Origin of the sequence: Priestia sp. TSO9 (assembly GCF_021029645.1) — a bacterium.
GTDB classification, from domain to species: Bacteria; Bacillota; Bacilli; order Bacillales; family Bacillaceae_H; genus Priestia; species Priestia megaterium_E.
Genome location: NZ_JAJEKD010000009.1, coordinates 384,038 through 404,965 on the forward strand (window position 1 = coordinate 384,038; position 20,928 = coordinate 404,965).

22 protein-coding genes and 1 pseudogene are annotated in these 20,928 nt (G+C 39.7%); 17 read left to right on the forward strand and 6 right to left on the reverse strand.

The window, feature by feature from the left end; translation table 11 throughout:
• Nucleotides 1-116: 116 nt before the first annotated feature.
• The gene (locus LJC66_RS04720; RefSeq protein WP_230931904.1) at nt 117-1,679 is read left to right on the forward strand and encodes a gamma-glutamyltransferase family protein; all 1,563 of its coding nucleotides are present in this window, start codon (nt 117-119) and stop codon (nt 1,677-1,679) included.
• A gap of 26 nt (nt 1,680-1,705) precedes the next feature.
• Here LJC66_RS04720 and LJC66_RS04725 read toward each other — a convergent pair whose 3' ends face one another.
• Nucleotides 1,706-2,155 (reverse strand): staygreen family protein, encoded by a 450-nt coding sequence (locus LJC66_RS04725; protein WP_028407691.1) that lies wholly within the window; start codon nt 2,153-2,155, stop codon nt 1,706-1,708.
• Between the two features lie 148 nt (nt 2,156-2,303).
• On the opposite strand from LJC66_RS04725, the gene LJC66_RS04730 reads away from it, so the two are divergent.
• The 3 genes from LJC66_RS04730 (at nt 2,304) to LJC66_RS04740 (ending at nt 3,926) form a co-directional block, all read left to right on the forward strand.
• Nucleotides 2,304-2,471 carry a hypothetical protein gene (locus LJC66_RS04730; RefSeq protein ID WP_013055713.1) on the forward strand — a complete coding sequence of 56 codons (168 nt, stop codon included), beginning with the start codon at nt 2,304-2,306 and terminating at the stop codon, nt 2,469-2,471.
• Nucleotides 2,472-2,663: 192 nt separating this feature from the next.
• Complete coding sequence (locus LJC66_RS04735) at nt 2,664-3,137, forward strand: hypothetical protein (RefSeq protein WP_230931905.1); 474 nt, start codon at nt 2,664-2,666, stop codon at nt 3,135-3,137.
• A gap of 129 nt (nt 3,138-3,266) precedes the next feature.
• Nucleotides 3,267-3,926: a haloacid dehalogenase type II gene (locus LJC66_RS04740; RefSeq protein ID WP_028412245.1), complete on the forward strand. Its 660-nt coding sequence runs from the start codon at nt 3,267-3,269 to the stop codon at nt 3,924-3,926.
• Between the two features lie 31 nt (nt 3,927-3,957).
• Here LJC66_RS04740 and LJC66_RS04745 read toward each other — a convergent pair whose 3' ends face one another.
• The 3 genes and pseudogenes from LJC66_RS04745 to LJC66_RS04755 form a co-directional block, all read right to left on the reverse strand.
• Nucleotides 3,958-4,140, reverse strand: coding sequence for a CsbD family protein (locus LJC66_RS04745; RefSeq protein WP_013082019.1), 183 nt, complete (start codon nt 4,138-4,140; stop codon nt 3,958-3,960).
• A 143-nt stretch (nt 4,141-4,283) separates the two neighbouring features.
• A complete protein-coding gene (locus tag LJC66_RS04750) occupies nt 4,284-4,778 on the reverse strand; it encodes an NUDIX hydrolase (protein ID WP_230931906.1) in 495 nt (164 codons plus the stop codon).
• 89 nt (nt 4,779-4,867) lie between these two features.
• A pseudogene (locus tag LJC66_RS04755) lies at nt 4,868-6,418 on the reverse strand (glycoside hydrolase family 10-like protein).
• Between the two features lie 215 nt (nt 6,419-6,633).
• On the opposite strand from LJC66_RS04755, the gene LJC66_RS04760 reads away from it, so the two are divergent.
• From LJC66_RS04760 to rpiA, 12 genes are all read left to right on the forward strand, one after another.
• Nucleotides 6,634-7,488: a MurR/RpiR family transcriptional regulator gene (locus LJC66_RS04760; protein WP_116742291.1), complete on the forward strand. Its 855-nt coding sequence runs from the start codon at nt 6,634-6,636 to the stop codon at nt 7,486-7,488.
• 14 nt (nt 7,489-7,502) lie between these two features.
• Nucleotides 7,503-7,808, forward strand: a complete 306-nt coding sequence (locus LJC66_RS04765) for a PTS sugar transporter subunit IIB (protein ID WP_013082023.1) — start codon at nt 7,503-7,505, stop codon at nt 7,806-7,808.
• Nucleotides 7,809-7,888: 80 nt separating this feature from the next.
• Nucleotides 7,889-9,190 (forward strand): PTS sugar transporter subunit IIC, encoded by a 1,302-nt coding sequence (locus tag LJC66_RS04770; protein WP_221783956.1) that lies wholly within the window; start codon nt 7,889-7,891, stop codon nt 9,188-9,190.
• Between the two features lie 54 nt (nt 9,191-9,244).
• On the forward strand, nt 9,245-9,511 hold the full coding sequence (locus tag LJC66_RS04775) for a hypothetical protein (RefSeq protein ID WP_230931907.1): 267 nt from the start codon (nt 9,245-9,247) through the stop codon (nt 9,509-9,511).
• 16 nt (nt 9,512-9,527) lie between these two features.
• Nucleotides 9,528-10,844 carry a 6-phospho-beta-glucosidase gene (locus tag LJC66_RS04780; RefSeq protein WP_230931908.1) on the forward strand — a complete coding sequence of 439 codons (1,317 nt, stop codon included), beginning with the start codon at nt 9,528-9,530 and terminating at the stop codon, nt 10,842-10,844.
• A gap of 1 nt (nt 10,845) precedes the next feature.
• On the forward strand, nt 10,846-11,991 hold the full coding sequence (anmK, locus tag LJC66_RS04785; RefSeq protein ID WP_195695195.1) for an anhydro-N-acetylmuramic acid kinase AnmK: 1,146 nt from the start codon (nt 10,846-10,848) through the stop codon (nt 11,989-11,991).
• A gap of 17 nt (nt 11,992-12,008) precedes the next feature.
• Nucleotides 12,009-12,344: a PTS lactose/cellobiose transporter subunit IIA gene (locus LJC66_RS04790; protein WP_195695194.1), complete on the forward strand. Its 336-nt coding sequence runs from the start codon at nt 12,009-12,011 to the stop codon at nt 12,342-12,344.
• Nucleotides 12,341-13,429 (forward strand): DUF871 domain-containing protein, encoded by a 1,089-nt coding sequence (locus LJC66_RS04795; RefSeq protein ID WP_230931909.1) that lies wholly within the window; start codon nt 12,341-12,343, stop codon nt 13,427-13,429. The genes LJC66_RS04790 and LJC66_RS04795 overlap by 4 nt, the downstream gene beginning before the upstream one ends.
• Before the next feature lie 4 nt (nt 13,430-13,433).
• Nucleotides 13,434-14,327, forward strand: a complete 894-nt coding sequence (locus tag LJC66_RS04800) for a BadF/BadG/BcrA/BcrD ATPase family protein (RefSeq protein WP_230931910.1) — start codon at nt 13,434-13,436, stop codon at nt 14,325-14,327.
• A 35-nt stretch (nt 14,328-14,362) separates the two neighbouring features.
• The gene (murQ, locus tag LJC66_RS04805) at nt 14,363-15,277 is read left to right on the forward strand and encodes an N-acetylmuramic acid 6-phosphate etherase (protein ID WP_230931911.1); all 915 of its coding nucleotides are present in this window, start codon (nt 14,363-14,365) and stop codon (nt 15,275-15,277) included.
• 308 nt (nt 15,278-15,585) lie between these two features.
• The gene (locus tag LJC66_RS04810) at nt 15,586-16,176 is read left to right on the forward strand and encodes a hypothetical protein (RefSeq protein ID WP_098600133.1); all 591 of its coding nucleotides are present in this window, start codon (nt 15,586-15,588) and stop codon (nt 16,174-16,176) included.
• 82 nt (nt 16,177-16,258) lie between these two features.
• The gene (gene rpiA / locus LJC66_RS04815) at nt 16,259-16,927 is read left to right on the forward strand and encodes a ribose-5-phosphate isomerase RpiA (RefSeq protein WP_013055734.1); all 669 of its coding nucleotides are present in this window, start codon (nt 16,259-16,261) and stop codon (nt 16,925-16,927) included.
• Between the two features lie 32 nt (nt 16,928-16,959).
• Here the strand turns inward: rpiA and LJC66_RS04820 are convergent, their stop codons facing one another.
• Nucleotides 16,960-17,553, reverse strand: a complete 594-nt coding sequence (locus LJC66_RS04820) for a YdbC family protein (protein ID WP_050688399.1) — start codon at nt 17,551-17,553, stop codon at nt 16,960-16,962.
• Nucleotides 17,554-17,689: 136 nt separating this feature from the next.
• On the opposite strand from LJC66_RS04820, the gene LJC66_RS04825 reads away from it, so the two are divergent.
• Nucleotides 17,690-19,621, forward strand: coding sequence for a hypothetical protein (locus LJC66_RS04825; protein ID WP_230931912.1), 1,932 nt, complete (start codon nt 17,690-17,692; stop codon nt 19,619-19,621).
• 58 nt (nt 19,622-19,679) lie between these two features.
• On the opposite strand, the gene LJC66_RS27910 is transcribed toward LJC66_RS04825, so the two are convergent.
• A complete protein-coding gene (locus tag LJC66_RS27910; RefSeq protein WP_115653197.1) occupies nt 19,680-20,744 on the reverse strand; it encodes a L,D-transpeptidase family protein in 1,065 nt (354 codons plus the stop codon).
• Nucleotides 20,745-20,928: the final 184 nt, after the last annotated feature.

A 20,928-nucleotide genomic window follows, 5' to 3' on the forward strand; every position in this document is an offset into this window, starting at 1 on the left:
GTAGTAACAAAAAGGCATCGTCCTAGACGATGTCTTTTTTGTGTTCAATGTAATGTATGGATAAAAATGAAAGCGCTTCACAAAATATACAGATGAGTAAAAATGGAGGGTAATATGTGAATAAAAAATTACTGTTGTTTAATATTATTGCTTTTTTATTATTAATTTGCGTTATAGCCGCTTTTTTTATGACTCAATCGAGTACAGATCTTAGTCCTGAAAAGCTGCTTAAAAAAAATAATGATCATTCTTACGGTGTGAGTTCTTCTAATTCTCTCGCAGCAAATGTAGGGATGGACGTATTAAAAGAAGGCGGGAATGCAGTAGATGCGGCTATTGCTATTTCGTATGCCCTTAACGTAGTCGAACCTTTCGGGTCTGGAATTGGCGGAGGTGGAGGTATGCTGATTGCCAAAAAAGATCAGCCTGCGACCTTTATTGATTACCGGGAAACCGCTCCAACTTCTATGAGCGGTAAAAACGGCGTGCCGGGATTTGTCGCTGGTATGGAATATATTCAGCAGAAGTATGGTACAAAATCAATGAGTGATTTGATTCAGCCGGCTGTTGAATACGCTGAAAAAGGGTTTGAAGTAGACTCTCTTTTATCGTCTCGATTGTATTACTCTAGAGGAAGGATGGATGTAGACGATCTATCCGCTTTTTATCCGAAGGGAGAAGCAATCGAAGAAGGAGAAACGTTGTCGCAGCCAGTGTTGGCTAAAACGTTAATCAAGATTCAGCGAGAAGGTGCGTCTGCATTTTATAAAGGAGATGTGGCACAAGATCTTGCTGATGCAACGCCTATTTCTAAAAAAGACTTATCTTCCTATCAAGTGACAGAAACCAAGCCTGTCGTTTCAACTTACAATGGAAGTGAAGTGATTTCAGCGCCTCCGCCTTTTTCCGGAATTACACTGATTCAAATGTTAAAAATGGCAGAGAAAGAAAATCTTGAAACAATGCCTGACAAAGAATATTACGAAACGATGAACAGAATTAAAAAAGCAGCTTACTCCGACCGATTAAAACAAATTGGCGATCCAGACTTTCATAATCAAAACTCAAGTGAATTAGTCAGTGATGATTATATAACAAACTTGGTCAATCACCCGACACGTTCTTCAGGTGAAGGCGATGAAGAACACGAAAGTACAACACATTTTGTGGTTATTGATTCAGAAGGAACCGTTGTATCTACAACTAATACGTTGAGTAACTTCTTTGGTACAGGCGAACAAGTTGACGGCTTTTTTCTTAATAACAACGCTGATACCTTTGGAAGCAAAGAACCGAATAATCGCGAGCCGGGAAAAAGAGCAAGAACTTTTACGGCTCCAACTATTATAAGAGAAAAAGGTGAGTGGGCGATGGGAATAGGTTCTCCGGGCGGAACGCGGATTCCTCAAATTTTAACTCAGGTACTTTCTAAAAACCTTGCAGGAAATGAATCGCTTCAAAGAGCTGTAAACGAACCGCGCTTTATTTTTGAAGATTCGACTATTTATGTAGAGCACGATTTAAATACAAAAAATATTCCTTCTACATTTCGAATAGAAACAAAGGAAAGCGACGTTTTTTATGGAGGTATTCAAGCGTTAACCATTAACTTTCAAGATAAACAAATGGAAGGAGCCGGAGACCCTAGAAGAAATGGAGTTTGGAAAACAGGAGATTAACGAAGTAAAGATCCCTTCTCATATGCCTAGGCATAGTGAGAAGGCGTTTGAAAATATCGAATGGAATGAAAATCTTTGTCGCTGGAATGAAAATGTACGTAAATGGGGGAACGATCTAAAGCAGGGTGAGCGTTGAAAAACGTGGCATCACCGTAGCGCAATGCTTTTAGCAAGTAAGGCATTTCCTGTTTGAAAATAGCGTACCGTATGGCTTGAACGGACTTTTCCGTTTGTTCATTGCCAATAAATACGTATACATACAGCGTATCAACACCGTCTTTGTGGAGCCATTCGGCAAAAAGCTCATTTCGCTGCTCATTTAATTGATCAACAGCAAACTTTTCGTCGATCCAAAGAAATAAATCGTCTGTTTGTTCAGAATGTGTGAGCGTATAGCGTCGCCCAATAAAAGGAAAGGTGGGCGTGCTTCCTTGGCGGTATGTGACGCTAAATTGCTGAGGATTAAAAGCAGACAAACGGCATCTTCCTTTCACGCTTTTAAGTAGTTTATGCATAAAAAAGAGAAATTTCACACATTCGCCAAGAATTTTAAGCGGTTTTTCTTACATGCATACTTATGAAAAAGTTGTTACACTGAAGAAAAGAAATAGTGGGTGATAAAAGATGGAGCCGCTGTATATTGTCTTATCAATTTTTTTAGCAGCGATGCTATCGTATGATATTGCTAAATTTGTTCGAGGGGACCGGCCAGATTGGAAAGAGGGTCTCGTGACGGGCCTTGTGTTCGTGGGCTTTTTAGCAGCCATGCAAATGGCTTTTCACATTGTATAGCGACGAAAGAAGCTGGGACAAACGTAGTTTAGTTGAAGGAAGATCCGAACGATGAATCGTTCGGATCTTTTATGTTTATGTCTCAATCCCTTTTTTAAAGATATGCCGGATAAGTTCAGTCCGGCAATACTAAAAAGCTTGGATATCGAATAAGCTGTTGTATACTGCATTTTTGATAAAGGGGCTTTTTACTTGTATCGAAAAAAAACACTGCTTTTGAAGCGAAGTTTAGGAGTAGCTGTGTTTCTTTCTGTTATTGCGCTGGGAGTTTGGGTGTTTCAATTTACATTCTTTTCTCCAAGTCATCAAGCCAAATCTGCCGTAAAAGAATTTTATACGCTAGAACAGGAAGGAAACTTTTCGGAATCATGGGACCTTTTTCATTCATCCATGAAAAAGAAATGGACAAAAGGTGCATACATACAAGATCGAGCACACGTATTTCTCAATCATTTCGGGGTAGACACCTTTACTTATTCCATTGAAGATGTTGAAAAAAGAAAGAGCTGGAAGATGGAAAATGATCGTAAAGCGTTTCCTGTTGTTTACGAAATGACCGTTATCCAAACGTATAAAGGGAAATATGGAAACTTTGATTTGGTGCAGAAAGTGTATGCTGTTCGTGAAAAAGGAGAATGGAAAGTCGTGTGGGATTATAAACAGTAGGAGAGCCTGCTGTTTTTTTATTTTCATAAGAAATGAGCATACCTCAGCTGTTAATAGGCCTCTTTTTTAACAGAAAAAACGTTATGTTTTTTTGCGAGTGGGTAAAATGAAAGAAGGAGGCGAACACAGATGAAATTTAAAACGATTTTATTTGATGCATATGGAACACTGTTTGATGTACATACCGTTATTGAAACGTGTGATAAGCTGTATCCGGAGCGGGGAGAAAGCATTAGTCATTTATGGCGTTTGAAGCAAATTGAATACGCCATGCAATATCAGCTGATGGGACGATACGTTGACTTTTATACATTAACAAATCAATCCCTGAAATATGCAGCAGAAGCAAATGATATTGATTTAACGGAACACGAAGAAAAAATGCTGATGAGTGCCTACATGAAGCTGAATGTCTACGATGAAGTCAAAGAGGTGCTCGCCTATTTAAAAGAAAAAGGGTATCGCCTGGCTATTTTTACGAATGGTCCTAAGCACATGATTGATCCGCTTGTTTCTTATCATAATATGAATCATTTATTTGAAGACGTTATTTCCATAGACGAAATCAAACAGTACAAGCCTACGATGGCAAGCTATCACTATGCAAAAAACAAAATGAACGCCAAAAGAGAAGAAGTATTATTTTTGTCATCGAATACATGGGATATTGCCGGTGCTAAAAACTACGGGTTCGCAACGGCTTGGGTCAACCGAAAAGGAAATGTAGCTGAACATAAAGAATTGCAGCCAAACGTAATCATTAAAAGCTTAAATCAGCTTATTAAATAAAAAAAAGACGAGCATTTAAGCTCGTCCTTTTTTATTTATTGCTAAATGTATCTTTTGTTTCGCCTACTGCTTTCTGAGCATTTCCTTTTGTTTTCTCAGCTTTTCCTTCACGCTGAAGGTCGCGGTTATTCGTTGCATTTCCCACTTGATCTTTTACTTCACCTTTAGCTTTTGATACATTTCCTTTAACTTTATCTCCTAAACCTTTACTCATTTTAATCTTCCTTTCTATTAGTAATTAAGTAGTGTTACTTGTCTGTTCCACCATTAGAAAGAAATTAAACATATTTTCTGATTTCAACTTAAACAGAAGCTAAGCGTACGATATTCAGGAGTAATTTATAGGCACTATCATTATTATTGTTTGGAGGTTTTAAGCTCCCAATCATCATAAATCTGAGATTCATAAGGCCATGATAATAAGCTTAAAGATTCCACTGCTTTTAGAACAAGAGGCGAAGCATTATCGATGTTGAAATCCTGCGGTGCAATCCACAATGCTTCCAAAGAATCTTGGCCTTCAAACTGTACGGGGTGGGAAAGAAGCTCACCGCCGGCAATGTCTACGTAATAAAATACAGCAATGTGATGCACGTGAGTAAATTCTTTCCACTTACAAGGATACTGAAAATCTGTTGTACCCGCTTGAGAAACAATGTTAATCTCAAAGCCTGTTTCTTCCACAAATTCTCTTTTCATTGCTTCCGTTAATGTTTCACCGTGCTCTAGCTGTCCGCCTGGCAAATCAAAGCGATGAATATACGGACCTCTATTTTTTCGAATAACAAGCAGCTTGTTATCTCGCATACAAATTCCATATACGCCAAAAGCGCGATCATAGTTTGGTTCCATCTTTTTTCACTACTTTCTATAACAGAATGGCTTGATAAAGCATCATTGGATTTCTTTATCCTACCATACATTTTGCTATAGAACCTTTTTTAATGAGCTGCTTTTACAGTAAGCGTGCGGGAAACGGCACTTTCGTCATGCAAACGGTCAACAGAGGTTACAACATATGTGTACGTTTGATTTTTGAGTGCATTTTGATCTACAAACAATTGTGTTTCTCCTGTTTTTCGAACGGTTGTCAGCAGGTTTTCTGCGTTGTTAATGTCACCTTTTTTATTGCCTTGAAAGCGATAAATGGCATAATAAGCCGAATCATTCTGCTGGTGATCTCGAATTTCAAACGCTGCTTCTTTTGTATGAGGGCCCGCGTTTTTTAATTTTGGTGCTTTTGGGGCCGTATTATCAAGCCAAGGCATTGCTGGAATAAGTGCAGGGTGTTTATAAATATCGTTTTGCAGCTTGTCTTTTATTCCGAGCGGGTTTCGGTTCAAATCTTTCAGGCTAAAATGCATGCTCCCTTGTACTTCTGGAAACTGGTGATTTAGAGCAATTTGCCTTGGATACTCATCGGGATCAGACCAAGCTTCCACCGCGTTGTTATTAATTTTGTAAGCAGCTTGTCCAATATAAAGGTGAACTGGCTTTCCGCGGACTTCATCTCTCCACCAGTTGAGCAGCGTATCGTAAGCAGCGGGTTCAAATCCAATATTCCAATAAATTTGCGGAGTGATGTAATCAATGTATCCATTTTGAATCTACGTACGCGTATCGGCATACAAATCATCGTAGTTTGTTTGTCCAGCAGTCGTCTCAGAGCCGGTTGGATCATTAGCAATGTTTCGCCATACGCCGAACGGACTGATGCCAAATTTCACGTATGATTTTGTTTTTTTAATAGATTTATTTAAATCTCGAACAAGCTGATTAACATTGTCACGCCGCCAGTCTTCAATATTGGAAAACGTTTGAGCACCGTAGGCTTCATATGTTTTTTGATCTGGGAACGGTTGACCTGCAATTTTGTAAGGATAAAAATAGTCGTCCATATGAACAGCATCAATATCATAGTTTCTTACGACTTCGAGCACTTCTTCAATAATAAAGTTTTTTACTTCTGGAATACCTGGGTTGTAGTAGAGTTGTTTTCCGTAGGAGACGACCCAATCAGGATGTTGTTTGGCAGGATGATTATCGGCTAGTTTGTTTAAATCAGTATGATTCATTGTAATGCGGTAAGGGTTAAACCATGCGTGGAATTCTAAGTTGCGCTTATGTGCTTCCTCTACCATAAAGGCCAGAGGATCATAGCCGGGATCTTTTCCTTGTGTACCGGTTAAATATTCTGACCACGGGCCATATTTTGACGGATAAAAGGAATCGGCGGTCGGTTTAATTTGAACAACAACAGCATTCATCCCCATCTTTTTTACTTCATCTAGCAAATAAGTAAACTCTTTTTTCTGCTGTTCAACCGGAAGACCAGGCTGAGAAGGCCAATCAATGTTGTATACGCTTGCAATCCAAGCGGCTCGAAGCTCCCGTTTTTGATACGTAGTAGGTACGTCTGCTTTAGCAGGCAATGTGCTCGAACAAAACAGCAGCAAAAACAAGATGCCTCCAACCCATTTTTTAATATGCATGTTCGTTCCTCCTTCTTTTTTGGTTGAGATAAAATTTCTTTCATAATATAGCATGCGGTCGTTATATTCACAATAGATTTTAATAAAATATTCTGAAAAATAAAATAAAGTTTTAAAAATATCAGAAAAATATTGAAATTAAACTTCAGAAAAAATATAATAATGGTAATTTAAAGAATATTTTAGAAATACGTTACTTAACGATGGAGGAATTCATGCGCCAATTTTCCGTACTTACTTTAATCGATGCACAAATGAATCATTACAGTCCTGCTGAAGGAAGAGTAGCTGATTACGTGTTAGAAAATCCTACGACCACGTTGAACTTAACGACCAAACAGCTAGCTAAGCAGTGTCAGTGCAGCGAAGCTACGATTATCCGCTTTTGTCAGCGTGTAGGGATCAATAGTTTTAAAGAATTAAAGATTGAATTAGCAAAAGATGCCCATAAGGTGAATAACGAGCAGCTGCCGAATCTTCCGGTTAATTTTGAAGACGATACCGAAGCTGTGCTTGAAAAAGTCATGAGCAAAAGTATGAGCGCACTGATGAACACGAGTCGTTTAGTGAGCTCTTCTGCAATTGATGAAGCTGCGGAAGCTATTCATGGAGCGAAGCGAGTGTTTTTATACGGAGCAGGAGGGTCATCAGTGGTTGCACTAGATGCTCAGTATAAACTGCTTCGAATTGATATTTCAGCGCTGTTTTCATTAGATAGTCATGTTCAAATGGTGATGGCTACGAATATGACAAAAGATGATGTGCTGTTTGTAGTATCAACTTCTGGTCAAACAAAAGAAGTGGTGGAACTGATGCAAATAGCCAAAGATAAAGGAGCAGCGGTTATTTTGCTAACGCAGCACGGATCATCTCCAGCTTCTAGATTAGCTGATATTCTGCTGACTATTTCAGTAGAAGAGCAGCATATTCGAATTGGAACGATGAGCGCTCGTATTGCTCAGTTAGCCATTGTAGATGCGATGTTTATACGGTTATGTATTCAAAAAGGCAATCAAGTGTTTGAACGCATAATCGATACACATAATGTAATTCAAAAAATAAAGAGGTAGGGGGAAACGAGAAAATGAAGGTATTGTTTGTATGTTCTGGAGGAATGTCAAGTTCAATTGTGGTAAAAGCATTAAAAACGGAAGCACAAAAGCACGGAACAGATATGGAAGTGCTGGCAATTGGGACAAATGAAGTGGCAGAGGAAATTCAAAAGGGCTGGGACGTTGTAATGGTTGCACCGCAGATTCGTCACCGGTTTAACGCAGTGAAAGCGGAAGCGGATAAAGCTTCTGTTCCATGCGGGCCCATTCCGCCGCAGGCTTATACGCCGCTTGGAGGTCCGACGCTTTATAAAACGGTTCAACAGCTCGTTAGCTGAGGAAAGCAGGTGTATTCCTGCTTTTTAAATAAATAGGGGATTTATTACACAAGGGGAGAATATAGAGGGGGAAAGGGTATATGAGCAAATTTGTGTCGTTTTTAGAGAACAATTTATCGGGACCCATGGCCAGGTTATCAGAACAGCGGCATCTTCAAGCCATTCGTGATGGTGTTATTTCCGCTTTGCCGTTTATCATTATTGGAAGTTTTTTCTTGATTCTAGCATTTCCGCCTGTGCCTCAAGATAGCACAATTGCGAAATGGGCAGCTGACAACAGCGCCAACATTTTAATACCGTATCGAGTAACGATGTTTATTATGTCTTTATATATAGCCTTTGGGATAGGGTATAACTTGTCCAAAAGCTATAATCTCGATCCGCTGTCAGGAGCACAAATTGCAGTAGCTGCACTACTTCTTACGCTGACTCCAAAGCTGATTGAAGAAGAAGGGTTTATGCTTCCAATGACCAATCTGGGAGGTCACGGTTTATTTGTAACGATGATTGTATCGATTTTATCGGTCGAGATTCTCAGGTTTTGTAAAGCAAAAAATGTCACCATTAAAATGCCGGAACAAGTGCCGCCTTCGGTATCGAGGTCTTTTGAAGCACTAATACCGGTTGCGATTGTTGTTGTACTTATGACGATTATTACGATTGTTTTAGGTATCGATCTTCACCATTTAGTTGATAAACTAGTTGCTCCGCTTGTGGAAGCTGGAGATAGTTTAGCAGGAGTGTTAATACCCGTTTTCTTAATTACGTTTTTCTGGTCATTTGGAATACACGGCGTCTCTGTTGTTGGGACAGTGGCACGTCCTGTATGGGAAGTGTACTTAGCGAAAAATGCTGAAGCGGTAGCAGACGGAGCTTCCACACTTCCGTATATTGCACCTGAAACGTTCTTTCAGTGGTTTGTGTGGATCGGAGGATCTGGAGCAACGCTGGGCCTTGTTTTAGCGATGCTGTTTTTCTCAAAATCTAAATATTCGAAAGCGCTTTCTAGAACATCTTTTATTCCAGCGGTTTTTAATATTAACGAACCAATTATTTTCGGTTTGCCAATTGTCTTAAATCCTATTTTAATTATTCCATTTATCATTATCCCGATTATTACAACGATCATTTCATACGCAGCAACGGCGACAGGTCTTATTACGCCAACCTACGTAATGGTTCCATGGACGCTCCCGGCGCCGATCGGAGCTTATCTATCAACCGGAGGAGACTGGCGGGCGGTTGTGCTAGTCGTTATTAATATTGCTATTTCTGTTGTCATTTATCTTCCGTTCTTTAAAATGTATGATCGAAAGATGGTCGAAATGGAAAAAAGCGATGAAGCAACGGTTGCACCATCCGATAGTTCAGTTCAAATGTAAAGAAAGAGAAGCCAACTTGTTTGGCTTCTATCTCTTTAGTAGGAGTGAGGGTCAATGTTTGTTCGGTTTCGATATAAAACTGTGTTTTTATTTCTGCTAACCATGGTTCTTTGCAACGTTATTTTTACACCTCTGCTGCAGTATGCTGGTTTATCAGCGCAGCATAGTTTATTTGCCATTACAAGCCTATCAGCAGCGCTGCTTACAACATTTATTTCCATTCGGCTTTCAACCGCAGCTTTATCTATAACCGCCGTTTGTATACGCTTTGTTCTGCTTGGAATAGGGTGCACAGCCGTTACATATTTAGCCGTTTTTTAACAAGGAGGGGCAAAAAATGAAAGTAGTGACAATAGGGGGAGGATCAAGCTATACACCTGAATTGGTCGAAGGGTTTATTAAACGATATGATGAGCTTCCAATTCGAGAGCTATGGCTTGTAGATGTTGAAGAAGGAAAAGAGAAACTTGAAATTGTAGGAGCACTTGCGAGAAGAATGGTCAAAAAAGCAGGTGTTGATATGGAAATTCATTTAACGCTTGATCGACAAAAAGCGTTGATAAATGCTGATTTTGTAACGACACAGCTTAGAGTAGGTCAGCTTGATGCGCGTATTCAAGATGAACGCATCCCTCTTAAGTACGGAATGATTGGTCAAGAGACAAACGGGGCGGGAGGATTATTTAAGGGCTTACGAACGATACCGGTTTTGTTGAAAATTGCCGAGGAAATACACGAAGTTTGTCCAAACGCCTGGCTTATTAATTTTACAAATCCTGCAGGTATGGTAACGGAGGCGCTGCTTCGCTACGGAAAGCACTCTAAGGTAGTAGGAGTTTGTAACCTGCCTGTACATATGACAAACTCCATCGCGGGCTTGCTTCAAGTAGAAAAAGAAGATGTTCACATTGAATTTGCAGGGTTAAATCACTTGGTATATGGACTGCATGTGTATGTCAAAGGAAAGGAAGTAACGCAAGAAGTCATTCAGCGATTAAGTGATCCCAAGTCTCAAGTAACAATGAGAAACATAGCTCCTATTCCATGGCAACCGGACTTTTTGGAAGCTCTTGGCGTGATTTTATGTCCTTATCACCGCTACTACTACAAAACAAAAGAAATATTAGCAGAAGAGCTTCTGACCTTTCAGTCAGGTACCACACGCGCTGAAGTGGTCAAAGCATTAGAAGCCGAGCTTTTTGAACTCTATAAAAATCCAAATCTAGAAATGAAGCCACCGCAGCTGGAAAAACGAGGGGGCGCTTATTACAGCGATGCCGCATGCAATTTAATTTCATCCATTTATAACGATAAAGGCGATATTCAAACATTGAATGTAAAAAACAATGGCGCTATCTCCTCACTTCCAAACCAATCTGCGGTTGAAGTAAACTGTGTAGTAACAAAGCAAGGGCCAGTACCGCTCGCTGTCGGTGAACTTCCGGTAGAAGTGAATGGACTTGTGCAGCAAATTAAATCGTTTGAACGAGTAGGAGCAGAAGCTGCGGTTACAGGATCTTATGAAAAAGCACTGGTTGCGCTGAGCATTAATCCGCTTGTTCCAAGTGACGAGCTGGCTAAGACGGTCTTAGATGAACTGCTTCAAGCTCATCGCAAGTATTTACCCGTTTTTTTTAAGGAAGTGAACGCGTAGTATGTATGCTGTTGGACTTATGTCAGGAACGTCACTCGACGGAATTGATGCAGCTCTTGTGGAGATTGAAGGAAGCGGCTATGAAAGTAAAGTTAAGCTTCTTCATTTCATTACCATGCCGTTTTCATCGCAGTTAAAAAAAGAAATTGAGCAGGCGCTTTCTTTTGAACATTCAAATGTACAGCTGATCTGCAGCTTAAATTTTAAACTTGGCTATGCATTTGCGGATGCAGTGAAAAAAGTGTGCCAAGAAGCTCGCTTTTCTCTTGAACAAATAGATGTTGTTGGATCGCATGGTCAAACCATTTACCATCAGCCTTATGCTTCGGGAAGTACAGCGATGTCTACACTCCAAATTGGAGAGCCGGCTGTTATTGCCTATGAAACCAAAACGAAGGTAGTAGCAAACTTCAGAGTGATGGACATGGCAGCAGGCGGGCAAGGTGCTCCGTTAGTTCCTCACACGGAACGGATTTTGTACAGCCACGCTGACCGTACAAGGCTGCTTCAAAACGTTGGAGGTATTGGAAATGTAACGTTAATTCCGCCAAAAAAATCTCCTATACCGGTAGTAGCTTTTGATACGGGGCCGGGAAACATGATGATAGACGAAGCGTGTCAGCAGCTTTTTAATGTTTCATTTGATGAAAATGGGCGTTTAGCAGCTGGAGGAAAGATTATTTCAGAGCTTTTAGAAGACTGTATGAATCATGATTACATGAAGCTTTCTCCTCCTAAATCGACGGGAAGAGAACTGTTCGGTACACAGTACACAAAGAGACTGCTAGAGAAATATAGCAAACATAAAAAAGAAGATCTGCTAGCCACGATTACTATGTTCACGGCATCATCCATTGTACATCACTATGAAATATTTATTTTTCCTGCCTATTCTATTGACGAAGTGATTATTGGAGGAGGCGGAAGTTATAATAATACGCTGATGAATATGATTAAAACGCAGCTCGGGAAGCGCTGCAGCGTGTATACACAAGAAGAAATTGGAATGTCTTCAGAAGCAAAAGAAGCCGTAGCTTTTGCGTTGCTCGCAAATGAAACACTTTCAGGTTATGCAAGCAATGTACCAAGTGCAACCGGCGCCTTGTCTCCTGTAATATTAGGAAACATTACGCCTGCACCACTATAAAAAAGGGGATGGAAGAAATGACAGAAGCAGCAAATATGGAAAATGAAATTTTTGAACTTATTGCATATGGAGGAAATGCTAGGTCACTTGCATATGAAGCGTTAGAAGCAGCTGAAGACTATGATTTTACTAAAGCTGACGAACTTTTAAAACAGTCTCAAGAAGAGCTTAGTCATGCTCATAAAACGCAAACCGCGCTTATTCAACGTGAATTAAATGGAAAAACAATTGAAAAGTCCCTGCTTTTAATTCACGCACAAGACCATTTAATGACGGCTATTTCAGAGCAAAAATTAATTGAGCATATGATTAAGCTTATTAAAAAATTTAAAAAAGAAGGCGAAAATCAATGAAAAAGCTAGGTATTGCGATTTATCCGGAACATTCGACTGTCGAAAAAGATAAAGCGTATATAGCACTTGCGCATCAATACGGATTTACCCGCATTTTTACATGCTTGCTTTCTGTTGAAGGCGATCAGAAAAAAGTAATGGCAAATTTTAAAGAAACCATTGAGTTTGCTAATGAGCTAGAGATGGAAGTAGTAGTGGACATCGCTCCTCGCGTATTTGGAGCGCTTGGCATTTCTTATGATGACTTATCTTTTTTTCACGAATTAGGGGCTTATGCTATTCGTCTTGATTTAGGGTATACGGGAAATGAAGAGTCCATTATGACTTTTAATCCATACGGCTTAAAAATTGAAATTAATATGAGCAATGCGACGAAGTATGTGGATAATATTTTAAGTTACCGACCGAATCGAAAGCAGCTGCTCGGGTCGCATAATTTTTATCCTCATCGATACGCGGGATTGTCGTATGATCACTTTGTAAAGTGTTCAGCATTGTTTAAAGAACATAACCTTGAAACAGCAGCCTTTATTAATTCACCAAGCGCTACTTTTGGGCCGTGGCCTGTTACTGAAGGGCTTTGTACGCTTGAAATGCACCGTACGCTTCCGATCGACGTGCAGGCTAAGCATCTTTTTAAAACGGGATTAATTGATTGTGCAATTATCGCCAATGCTTATGTATCAGAAGAAGAAATGAAGGCGCTGCGTGATGTTGTTCAGCAAGAGCGCTTTACTTTTAACGTGAACCTGTATGATACGATTACCGAGCTTGAGAAAAAAATTGTGCTGGAAGAGTTTCATTTTTACCGCGGAGACGTATCCGATTATTTAATTCGCTCTACGCAAAGCCGAGTAAAATATAAAAAAGAAGAATTCAAGCCTACGCATACTCCTTCCATTCGAAGAGGCGATATTTTAATAGAAAATGAACTCTACGGACAGTACAAAGGAGAGCTGCAAATTGCGCTGTTAGACATGGAGAACTCAGGTAAAACAAACGTAGTAGGACGCATTGCAGAAGAGGAAATATTCTTATTAAATGAACTGCAGCCATGGGACAAATTTGCTTTTTGTGAGCGGTGATAAAATGGACTATATTATTGGTATCGACGGCGGGGGAACAAAAACAGAAGGCGCTGCGTACAGCTTAGACGGTCAAGAGCTCGCTGCTTCAAAAAGTGGCTATGGAAATTTGCTTATTCATTACGATACGGCTATTACTCATATTGATGAATGTATTACGGCGTGCAAAACTGCGCTTGCTGGTCATACATGTAAAGGCATTTCACTAGGGCTTGCTGGAAGTAAAGCATTATCTAAAGAAGAAATAAAAAGATATTTTTACGATCGTTATCAGGTAGAAGTAGGTTTATATGATGACGCCATGATTGCACATGAAGCACTACTGCATGGAAAAGACGGGATTTTAACCATTGCAGGAACTGGAGCCGTCAGCATTGGGAAAAAAGACGGAGTGTACGAATACGGAGGAGGGTGGGGACATCTTCTTGGAGATGAAGGAAGCGGATATTGGATTGGTCTTCAAGCACTGATATTGCTGACGAAAGAGCATGATCAAAGCCTTCCTTACAGCAGCCTTAGTCAGACAATCTTGCAACATGTAAAAGCAGATACCATACACGATATAAAAAAGTTTGTCTATTCATCTCCTAAATCAGAAGTTGCTTCACTCACTCCGCTTGTTGTAAATCAAGCGAGAAATCATAAACAAGAAGCTAGTGACATTCTTCAACAGGCTGGAAAGAACCTTGCAAACATGACTCTTCATTTATATAAGAAACAGCGCTTTGAAGGGAGCTGCTTACTGGCCTGCAAAGGCAGCATTTTAACGGAAATTCCAGAAGTGTTTGATGTTTATAAAAAAGCATGTGAAAAAGAAATAAAGCATATCCAGTGGGCAACACAGCAAGTATCATCTGCTAAAGGAGCTTATCAGCTGTTCATGAACGAGTATAAATAGAGAAAAAATGATGGTGGAAAAGGCAGGGGATCACAGTGAACTTAAATCATATCTTAACAGAAAAACGCAATCCGCAAACCTTAAACATTGATGAATTATCAAGTCTGGAAATTGTAAAAAAAATTAATGAAGAAGATCATCAAGTGCCTCAGGCAATCAATAAGGTGCTGCCTGTTATTGCTCTGTTAGTAGATGAAATTGTCAGTGCTTTTAAACAAGGCGGACGTCTTATTTATATCGGAGCAGGTACAAGCGGGCGGCTAGGTGTATTAGATGCATCTGAGTGTGTACCAACATTCGGTACACCTGCCGAACAAGTAATTGGGATCATAGCCGGAGGAGACAAAGCGCTCCGGCATGCGTTAGAAGGAGCAGAAGATAATAAAAAACAAGCGATAGAAGATTTGAAAGCAATTAATTTATCAAATAAAGATATTCTTGTAGGTATAGCTGCAAGTGGAAGAACTCCGTATACACTCTCAGCGCTTGCGTATGCAAACAGCCTGGGGACAGTAACGGGCTGCGTTGTCAATTCTCCTCAATCACCTATGGAACAAGAAGCAAAATATGCAATAGTAGCAGAATCAGGGCCGGAAGTTGTGACAGGTTCAACCAGAATGAAAGCAGGAACTGCTCAAAAGCTTGTTCTTAATATGCTGACGACCGCTTCTATGATTCAAATTGGTAAAGTCTATAGCAATCTAATGGTAGACGTACAGCCGACTAACGATAAACTCGTACAGCGTGCTAAAAATATTATTGCGGAACTAACAGGCGTCTCATCAGAAGAGGCAGCGGAAATTTTACAAACCTATAAAACGCCAAAAGCCGCCATCCTTGCGCTTCTTACTTCTACAGAAGGTGATGAGGTGCATCGACTGCTTGATAAGCATGACGGACATTTAAAAAAAGCCATTGGAGAAGCAATGGAACAGCAGACTAAAGATTAACTCTTAAAAGAAGTGCATACAGCACTTCTTTTTTATTGAGTACATTTTTTGCACAATGTATGTGGATGAATTCGGTCTAATCATTTTGTGGGCAAGAACTACTAACGTATACGATAGAGCCCGGTGAGGCTAACCGCCTGTTAGCTCAGCGTCTGTTATCAAATTTACTATTGTAAAAAAGTTTATTTTCTCTAGTTAAATTAGCATGTGCGCTCTTATAATCCTTTGGTTATTTCTCCTTATGACGATATAAACGTCAATATGGTATTATCAAAAGTTAAAGGGGTATTAAAAGGTGTGTGGAAACAATGGATCGAAAAAAAGCCGCATCAGTAGCTGGAGCATTGGTCATTGCCGTAGGAATTTGGCTGTTTCAAAGCGGGAAATTTAAAAGTGAAGCGCAGGCAGATAAGTTTACGAGTACGTTTTTGGTCGATCATGAACAAACAGACAATGGATTTGAATTATTTACTTCGGATACCAATCAATATAGAATGTGGTTTCCGCTTCAGTATGTTATTCATAAATCTTCTTATAAAAGCAGTGAAGATGAAAGTGAAGTATGGACAGCATCAACGAAGGAAAATGATTCATACAATGCTGGGAAAATAACGGCTTTATTTTCTAAGAAAAAAAGCAAAGCAGCTCAAAATAAAATGGATGCGTTTCAGCCTGATTACATGTTAAAAGGTAAAAACGCAACGATTTATGTGAAAAAACAAACAAGAGATGGAAAACATAGCATTTATCATGCTTATGTGAATGATGATTATTCAGACAAGTATATTTACTATACGTTTGAACTAAAAAGCAGCGAACAGACAAACAGTACAAAACAGCAGTATTGGGTAGAGAAAATTCTTCTAAATACACAGTTTCAAAAAAACTCAGCTGAATAGTCAGCTGAGTTTTTACGTAAGGGTTCATAATGCTTTTGCTTTTTTATGTAAACGGGTACAATATGAGTAAGGAGGCCTTTGTATGATTGAAAAACAAGCAGTTGGTGAAAAAGCAGCACAATTTGTTGAAGATGGAATGATTGTAGGGCTAGGGACAGGTTCAACAGCTTATTATACAATTGTAAAACTAGGTGAACGAGTAAAAAATGGATTAAACATCAAAGCGGTGCCTACTTCTCAAAAAACAGAAGAGCTAGCAAGGAAACTAGGTATTCCCATTGTTACCTTAGCAGATGTTGAATATATTGATATAGCAATTGACGGAGCAGATGAAGTGGATAGCGAACTTTCTTTAATTAAAGGAGGAGGAGGCGCGCTGCTTCGAGAAAAAATGATTGCGTACGCAGCGAAGCGGTTTATCGTGATTGCGGATTCTAAAAAAATAGTGAAGACGCTAGGAGCTTTTCCTCTTCCTGTTGAAGTTATACGTTTTGGCTGGGAAATGACGGCGAAGCATATTCGCAGTGCAGGTTGTGTACCGCAGCTTAGGCTTTTAGATGATCATACGCCGTTTATCACCGATAACGGAAATTACATTCTAGACTGCCATTTTTCGGAAATTGAAAATCCTGCTGAGTTGGAAAAACAGTTGATAAGGATTCCAGGCGTAGTAGAAAGCGGTTTGTTTGTAGGAATGACGGAGGAAGTCATTACCGTACAAAATCAAGATGTTCATATCATAAAAAAATAGAAGCTTTGGCGTCGGGCCTAGGCTTCTATTTTTTAATTGGAAAGAACGTTCCAATTTTTCTCTAATTGATATATGTATTGAGACGCGTTCAGTACATTTGGATGAACGAAGGTATCAATTGTTTTTTGCGGACAAGCAGATCCGTATAATGAAAAAATGACAAGCTTGCTATGCTCGATTGGTGATACGACGTGAGATAAACAGCGATAAGAAGGATTTATCAAGCTTTTTACCATCTCATGGATATCTTCTTTGTCGTAAAAATCGACTTCAATTTCCGTCTTTACTAAATAACGGCTTTCAATGGCGCTGCTTCGATAATAATTGTAGCGTGCTCCTATGAAGTAGGACGGATCTGATGTGGAAACGTCCAAACTTGTATATGTTTGATCCTGCTTGCTTTTATAAAAAATAGAATCATGAGTATGCTTCATGAATTCTTGATAAGTTTTTCCATCTTCCCACAGAGCTAAAATACAAGCATCTGTTTCATCTTCCACGTTCCAACCCCCTAGTTGGCCAATGAAACCATTCACGTGTGCAAGAGCAGCCCAATGCTGTTGCGTATATGAAAAAGATGCTTTTTTATCAGTCGGTATGCTGCATTTCACAATTTTTGTCAACATTCTCCCATCACCTCAATTAATTACTTCGATAAATGAAGGAAAAATCCTTCTAAAAAGAGGAAAATCATAGACATATCCCCCCTTTAAAAGCCATACATTTCAAATAGGACAATGTTAGGGAAAGAAGGGGAAATGAATGAAAGTTTTTCGTGCAAAAGCCTGTCAATCTCCTATGCGAAAAGGCTGGTCAATTATGTTTCAGCATCCGTTTAAAAAAGATGAAAGAGGAAGATCGCACCCGTTTGTTAAACGGTTTATGTATACAGAGCAACACGATGAAATTGACATTCTGGTTGAAGAGATGAATGAACTGCTGAGAGTGCAGGATTTTTGGACAAGTACTGCAAAAGGAAGAGCAAAAGCAAGATATGATGAACGAGTAGTGAACGCTTTTTATAACGATATTGAAAAAAGGACGAGCGAACAAATTGACAGCGAGTATGAGTACATTCATGTAATCGGAGAACAAGGAAGCGGCAAAACAGCTTTAATCCGCCAGCTTCTTGGTATAAAAAAGGAATGTGATTTTCTAAGAATAGGCAGTAAAGGCGCTTATTCTGCTACGTATAAGGTGAAGGATTCCCAACACTATGAAGCTGCTGTCTATTTTTTTACGCGAAGTGAAGTGCAAAAGAAATTGGAGAATATCCTACTAAGAAGCGCTGAAGTGTATGCTGAAGGAGGCACGGATTATGACTTGGTCTTTGAGTTGTTACACGGAGATTCCTCTTTTAATCTGCGCGCTCTTTTGGGAGATATCCCATACAAAGCCCGTTATTTTAATGATGATGTTCCTTTAAGAATGAGCGACGAAAATAGTTCATTCAAACAATTTGTAGATGCAATTAAACGAGAAAGTGAAATAGTAAAAGACGCTGTTGATCAAGAAGGAAGAGATTTTGCAGAGGGATGGCACAAGCGGCTTGAATGTAGGAAAATCACCGAGCAAATGCTTCTTGCAATCGAATCACGGTTGAAAGAATACAAGGAAGGAACGTGGGAAGTAGGAGAAGACGACTGGCCAATATCCTGTCGTCTCACAGCAAAAGAGCTGTCTTCCTTTGGTCCGCTAACAAATGAAGAAGAAGAAAATAACGGACGTCTTATTTATCCATTGTTTCGTAGAATTGAAGTTTGCGGCCCTTTTTCTTTTAAAAAAGGAGTAGCGATTTGCGAGCATGCGTGTTTTGAATATAGGAGCGCCATCCACGATTCTTTTAAACAAGCAGCTTCTATTTTATACGTACATCATGGGCTTAAAGAATTAAATATTCAATTTCTTCAACAGCTCATCGTACATGGTCACGGTGCTAAGGTAAACGTTTGTGTTACACACGGAGATTTGCTTAACTCTCCAAGCTGCCGTACGGATTATGCTAAAAAACATGCCATGGCTAAAATGATAGATTATGCGCTTAAAAGCGTTTCACCTCTTATGAAAAAGCAGCTTCACTACTATTTAACAGTAGGGAATACGTCTATTTTAGAATGTGTACACGAGGAATCCAAAGAGAGTCACTTTCTGTATAAAGACTTAAAGGCAGCTTTAGTATCAGAACCGAGAAAAAAGCAGCAAGAGCTGCATCCTATTTATTTAAACTTGACTGTCTCTCAGGCTTTTTATGAAGCGATGGAGTCGCTGAACATTCCTTATATGGATAGAGAAACATGTTTGAACATTTCCTTAGGAGAGCATGAAGGGCCGGTGCCAGTCATTGCGTCCGCTTTTATTTCATCTGTCTACGAGCATTTTCTAAGCCAGCCGTCTGGGTGGTCAAGTACCTATCATTCCGTCACCGACCGACAGCAGGTTATTCAAGAATTGGCGGGTGAGTTTGCAACCGTCGTTTATTCCTATTTCAACGAACAGCTGCTTGAAAGATCCCGTAATGACTGGCTCGCTCTTTATAAACAAAAAGAAGACGATCAAGCCTACAAATATAGCAGACTGATAGAAAACGTAATTCCTGCCAAAAATGATATCTATCAGCAGCAAATTCTTATGAGAAACGTTTATCAGTTGATTAAGTATGTGATAGAAAAGAAAGACGGCGTAATGGTTCATTAAGGAGTCAATGTAAAAAGAGGTTTATAAATAAAAAAACAGAGCCTGATTTCAGGCTCTATTAGCGTTTAGAAATAGCAGTTAAAGTATTAGGTCCGGCAACGCCGTCAACTGCTAGCTTATTGTCTTTTTGAAACTTACGCACAGCAGCTTCTGTATTGGCACCGAAGATACCATCCGTGCCTTTTGTATCATAGCCAAGCGACGTTAATTTCTTTTGAAGAGCTTGAACATTGCTGCCTTTGCTTCCTTTTTTAAGCGTTTGTTTTGTGTTAATTGCTGTATCTGCTGGTGGATTTGTTGGCTTTGGATTTGTTGGGTTTGTTGGTGTCGTCGGGTTCGGTTTCGTTCCTGAACTTCCTAAAGCTTTATATGTTGATGGACCAACAATGCCGTCAGCGGTTAAGCCGTGGTCTTTTTGGAACTTACGAACAGCTGAATCTGTATTGGCACCGAACACACCGTCCGTACCTTTTGTGTTATAGCCAAGTGAAGTTAGCTTCTGCTGAAGTTCTTTAACTGCATTTCCTTTACTGCCTTTCTTTAAAACAGTTCCTGTAGAAGGAGCTGGAGTAGAACCTGAGTTTCCAGAAACATTGTATCCGTTTGCTGCTGCAATGTCGTTAAACGATTTAGAAGAAGTTGTAATCACAACTGGTGTACCGACGGTCACTTTACTAAATAACCATGCCACTTCTTCATCGTACATACGAACGCATCCGCTGCTTACATATTTGCCAATGGAAGCAGGATTATTATTTCCGTGAATAGCATACGTCGTGCCGTATGTACCTCTCGCATTTAGACCTAGCCAGCGATTGCCAAGAGGGTTTCTAGGATCTCCACCAGGAATGTTCCCTGAGTAATAAGGGCGATTGACAATTTTATTCACTACTTTGAAATGCCCTTCTGGTGTAAGAGACTGCGTGCGCCCTGTTGCGACTGAAAACGTTCGGACCAGTGAACCATTTTGGTAATAAGCGAGTTTATTTGTTGCTTTGTTAATGATAATTAAATGAGATGGTGTTGAAGCAGCTTCTGTTTTTGGAACCCCTACAAACAAGCAGGCTAGAGCTAGAATAGCCGCTATGAGTACGATTGTTGTTCTTGATATTCTATTTGCCATGTGCTGCGCCTCCTTAGGCTGCATTAATGAAAAACGTATGGTGCGGCAGTGCTATAAATTCTTCACTAATAAAATAAAAGACGAATAGCTGCATTTTCTATACCTGTATGTATGCGCTTAATAAGGAAATCATTAAGTAGAAAGACTTTACTAGCGGGAATTTATAATAATAAGAATAACTAAG

Excerpts from the sequence above, each read along its gene's own strand:
- LJC66_RS04730 (WP_013055713.1), top strand. The coding sequence starts at position 2,304 with ATGGAGCCGCTGTATATTGTCTTATCAATTTTTTTAGCAGCGATGCTA.
- LJC66_RS04740 (WP_028412245.1), top strand. The coding sequence starts at position 3,267 with ATGAAATTTAAAACGATTTTATTTGATGCATATGGAACACTGTTTGAT.
- LJC66_RS04745 (WP_013082019.1), bottom strand. The coding sequence starts at position 4,140 with ATGAGTAAAGGTTTAGGAGATAAAGTTAAAGGAAATGTATCAAAAGCT.
- LJC66_RS04750 (WP_230931906.1), bottom strand. The coding sequence starts at position 4,778 with ATGGAACCAAACTATGATCGCGCTTTTGGCGTATATGGAATTTGTATG.
- LJC66_RS04760 (WP_116742291.1), top strand. The coding sequence starts at position 6,634 with ATGCGCCAATTTTCCGTACTTACTTTAATCGATGCACAAATGAATCAT.
- LJC66_RS04765 (WP_013082023.1), top strand. The coding sequence starts at position 7,503 with ATGAAGGTATTGTTTGTATGTTCTGGAGGAATGTCAAGTTCAATTGTG.
- LJC66_RS04770 (WP_221783956.1), top strand. The coding sequence starts at position 7,889 with ATGAGCAAATTTGTGTCGTTTTTAGAGAACAATTTATCGGGACCCATG.
- LJC66_RS04775 (WP_230931907.1), top strand. The coding sequence starts at position 9,245 with ATGTTTGTTCGGTTTCGATATAAAACTGTGTTTTTATTTCTGCTAACC.
- LJC66_RS04780 (WP_230931908.1), top strand. The coding sequence starts at position 9,528 with ATGAAAGTAGTGACAATAGGGGGAGGATCAAGCTATACACCTGAATTG.
- anmK (WP_195695195.1), top strand. The coding sequence starts at position 10,846 with ATGTATGCTGTTGGACTTATGTCAGGAACGTCACTCGACGGAATTGAT.
- LJC66_RS04790 (WP_195695194.1), top strand. The coding sequence starts at position 12,009 with ATGACAGAAGCAGCAAATATGGAAAATGAAATTTTTGAACTTATTGCA.
- LJC66_RS04795 (WP_230931909.1), top strand. The coding sequence starts at position 12,341 with ATGAAAAAGCTAGGTATTGCGATTTATCCGGAACATTCGACTGTCGAA.
- LJC66_RS04800 (WP_230931910.1), top strand. The coding sequence starts at position 13,434 with ATGGACTATATTATTGGTATCGACGGCGGGGGAACAAAAACAGAAGGC.
- LJC66_RS04810 (WP_098600133.1), top strand. The coding sequence starts at position 15,586 with ATGGATCGAAAAAAAGCCGCATCAGTAGCTGGAGCATTGGTCATTGCC.
- rpiA (WP_013055734.1), top strand. The coding sequence starts at position 16,259 with ATGATTGAAAAACAAGCAGTTGGTGAAAAAGCAGCACAATTTGTTGAA.
- LJC66_RS04820 (WP_050688399.1), bottom strand. The coding sequence starts at position 17,553 with ATGTTGACAAAAATTGTGAAATGCAGCATACCGACTGATAAAAAAGCA.
- LJC66_RS04825 (WP_230931912.1), top strand. The coding sequence starts at position 17,690 with ATGAAAGTTTTTCGTGCAAAAGCCTGTCAATCTCCTATGCGAAAAGGC.
- LJC66_RS27910 (WP_115653197.1), bottom strand. The coding sequence starts at position 20,744 with ATGGCAAATAGAATATCAAGAACAACAATCGTACTCATAGCGGCTATT.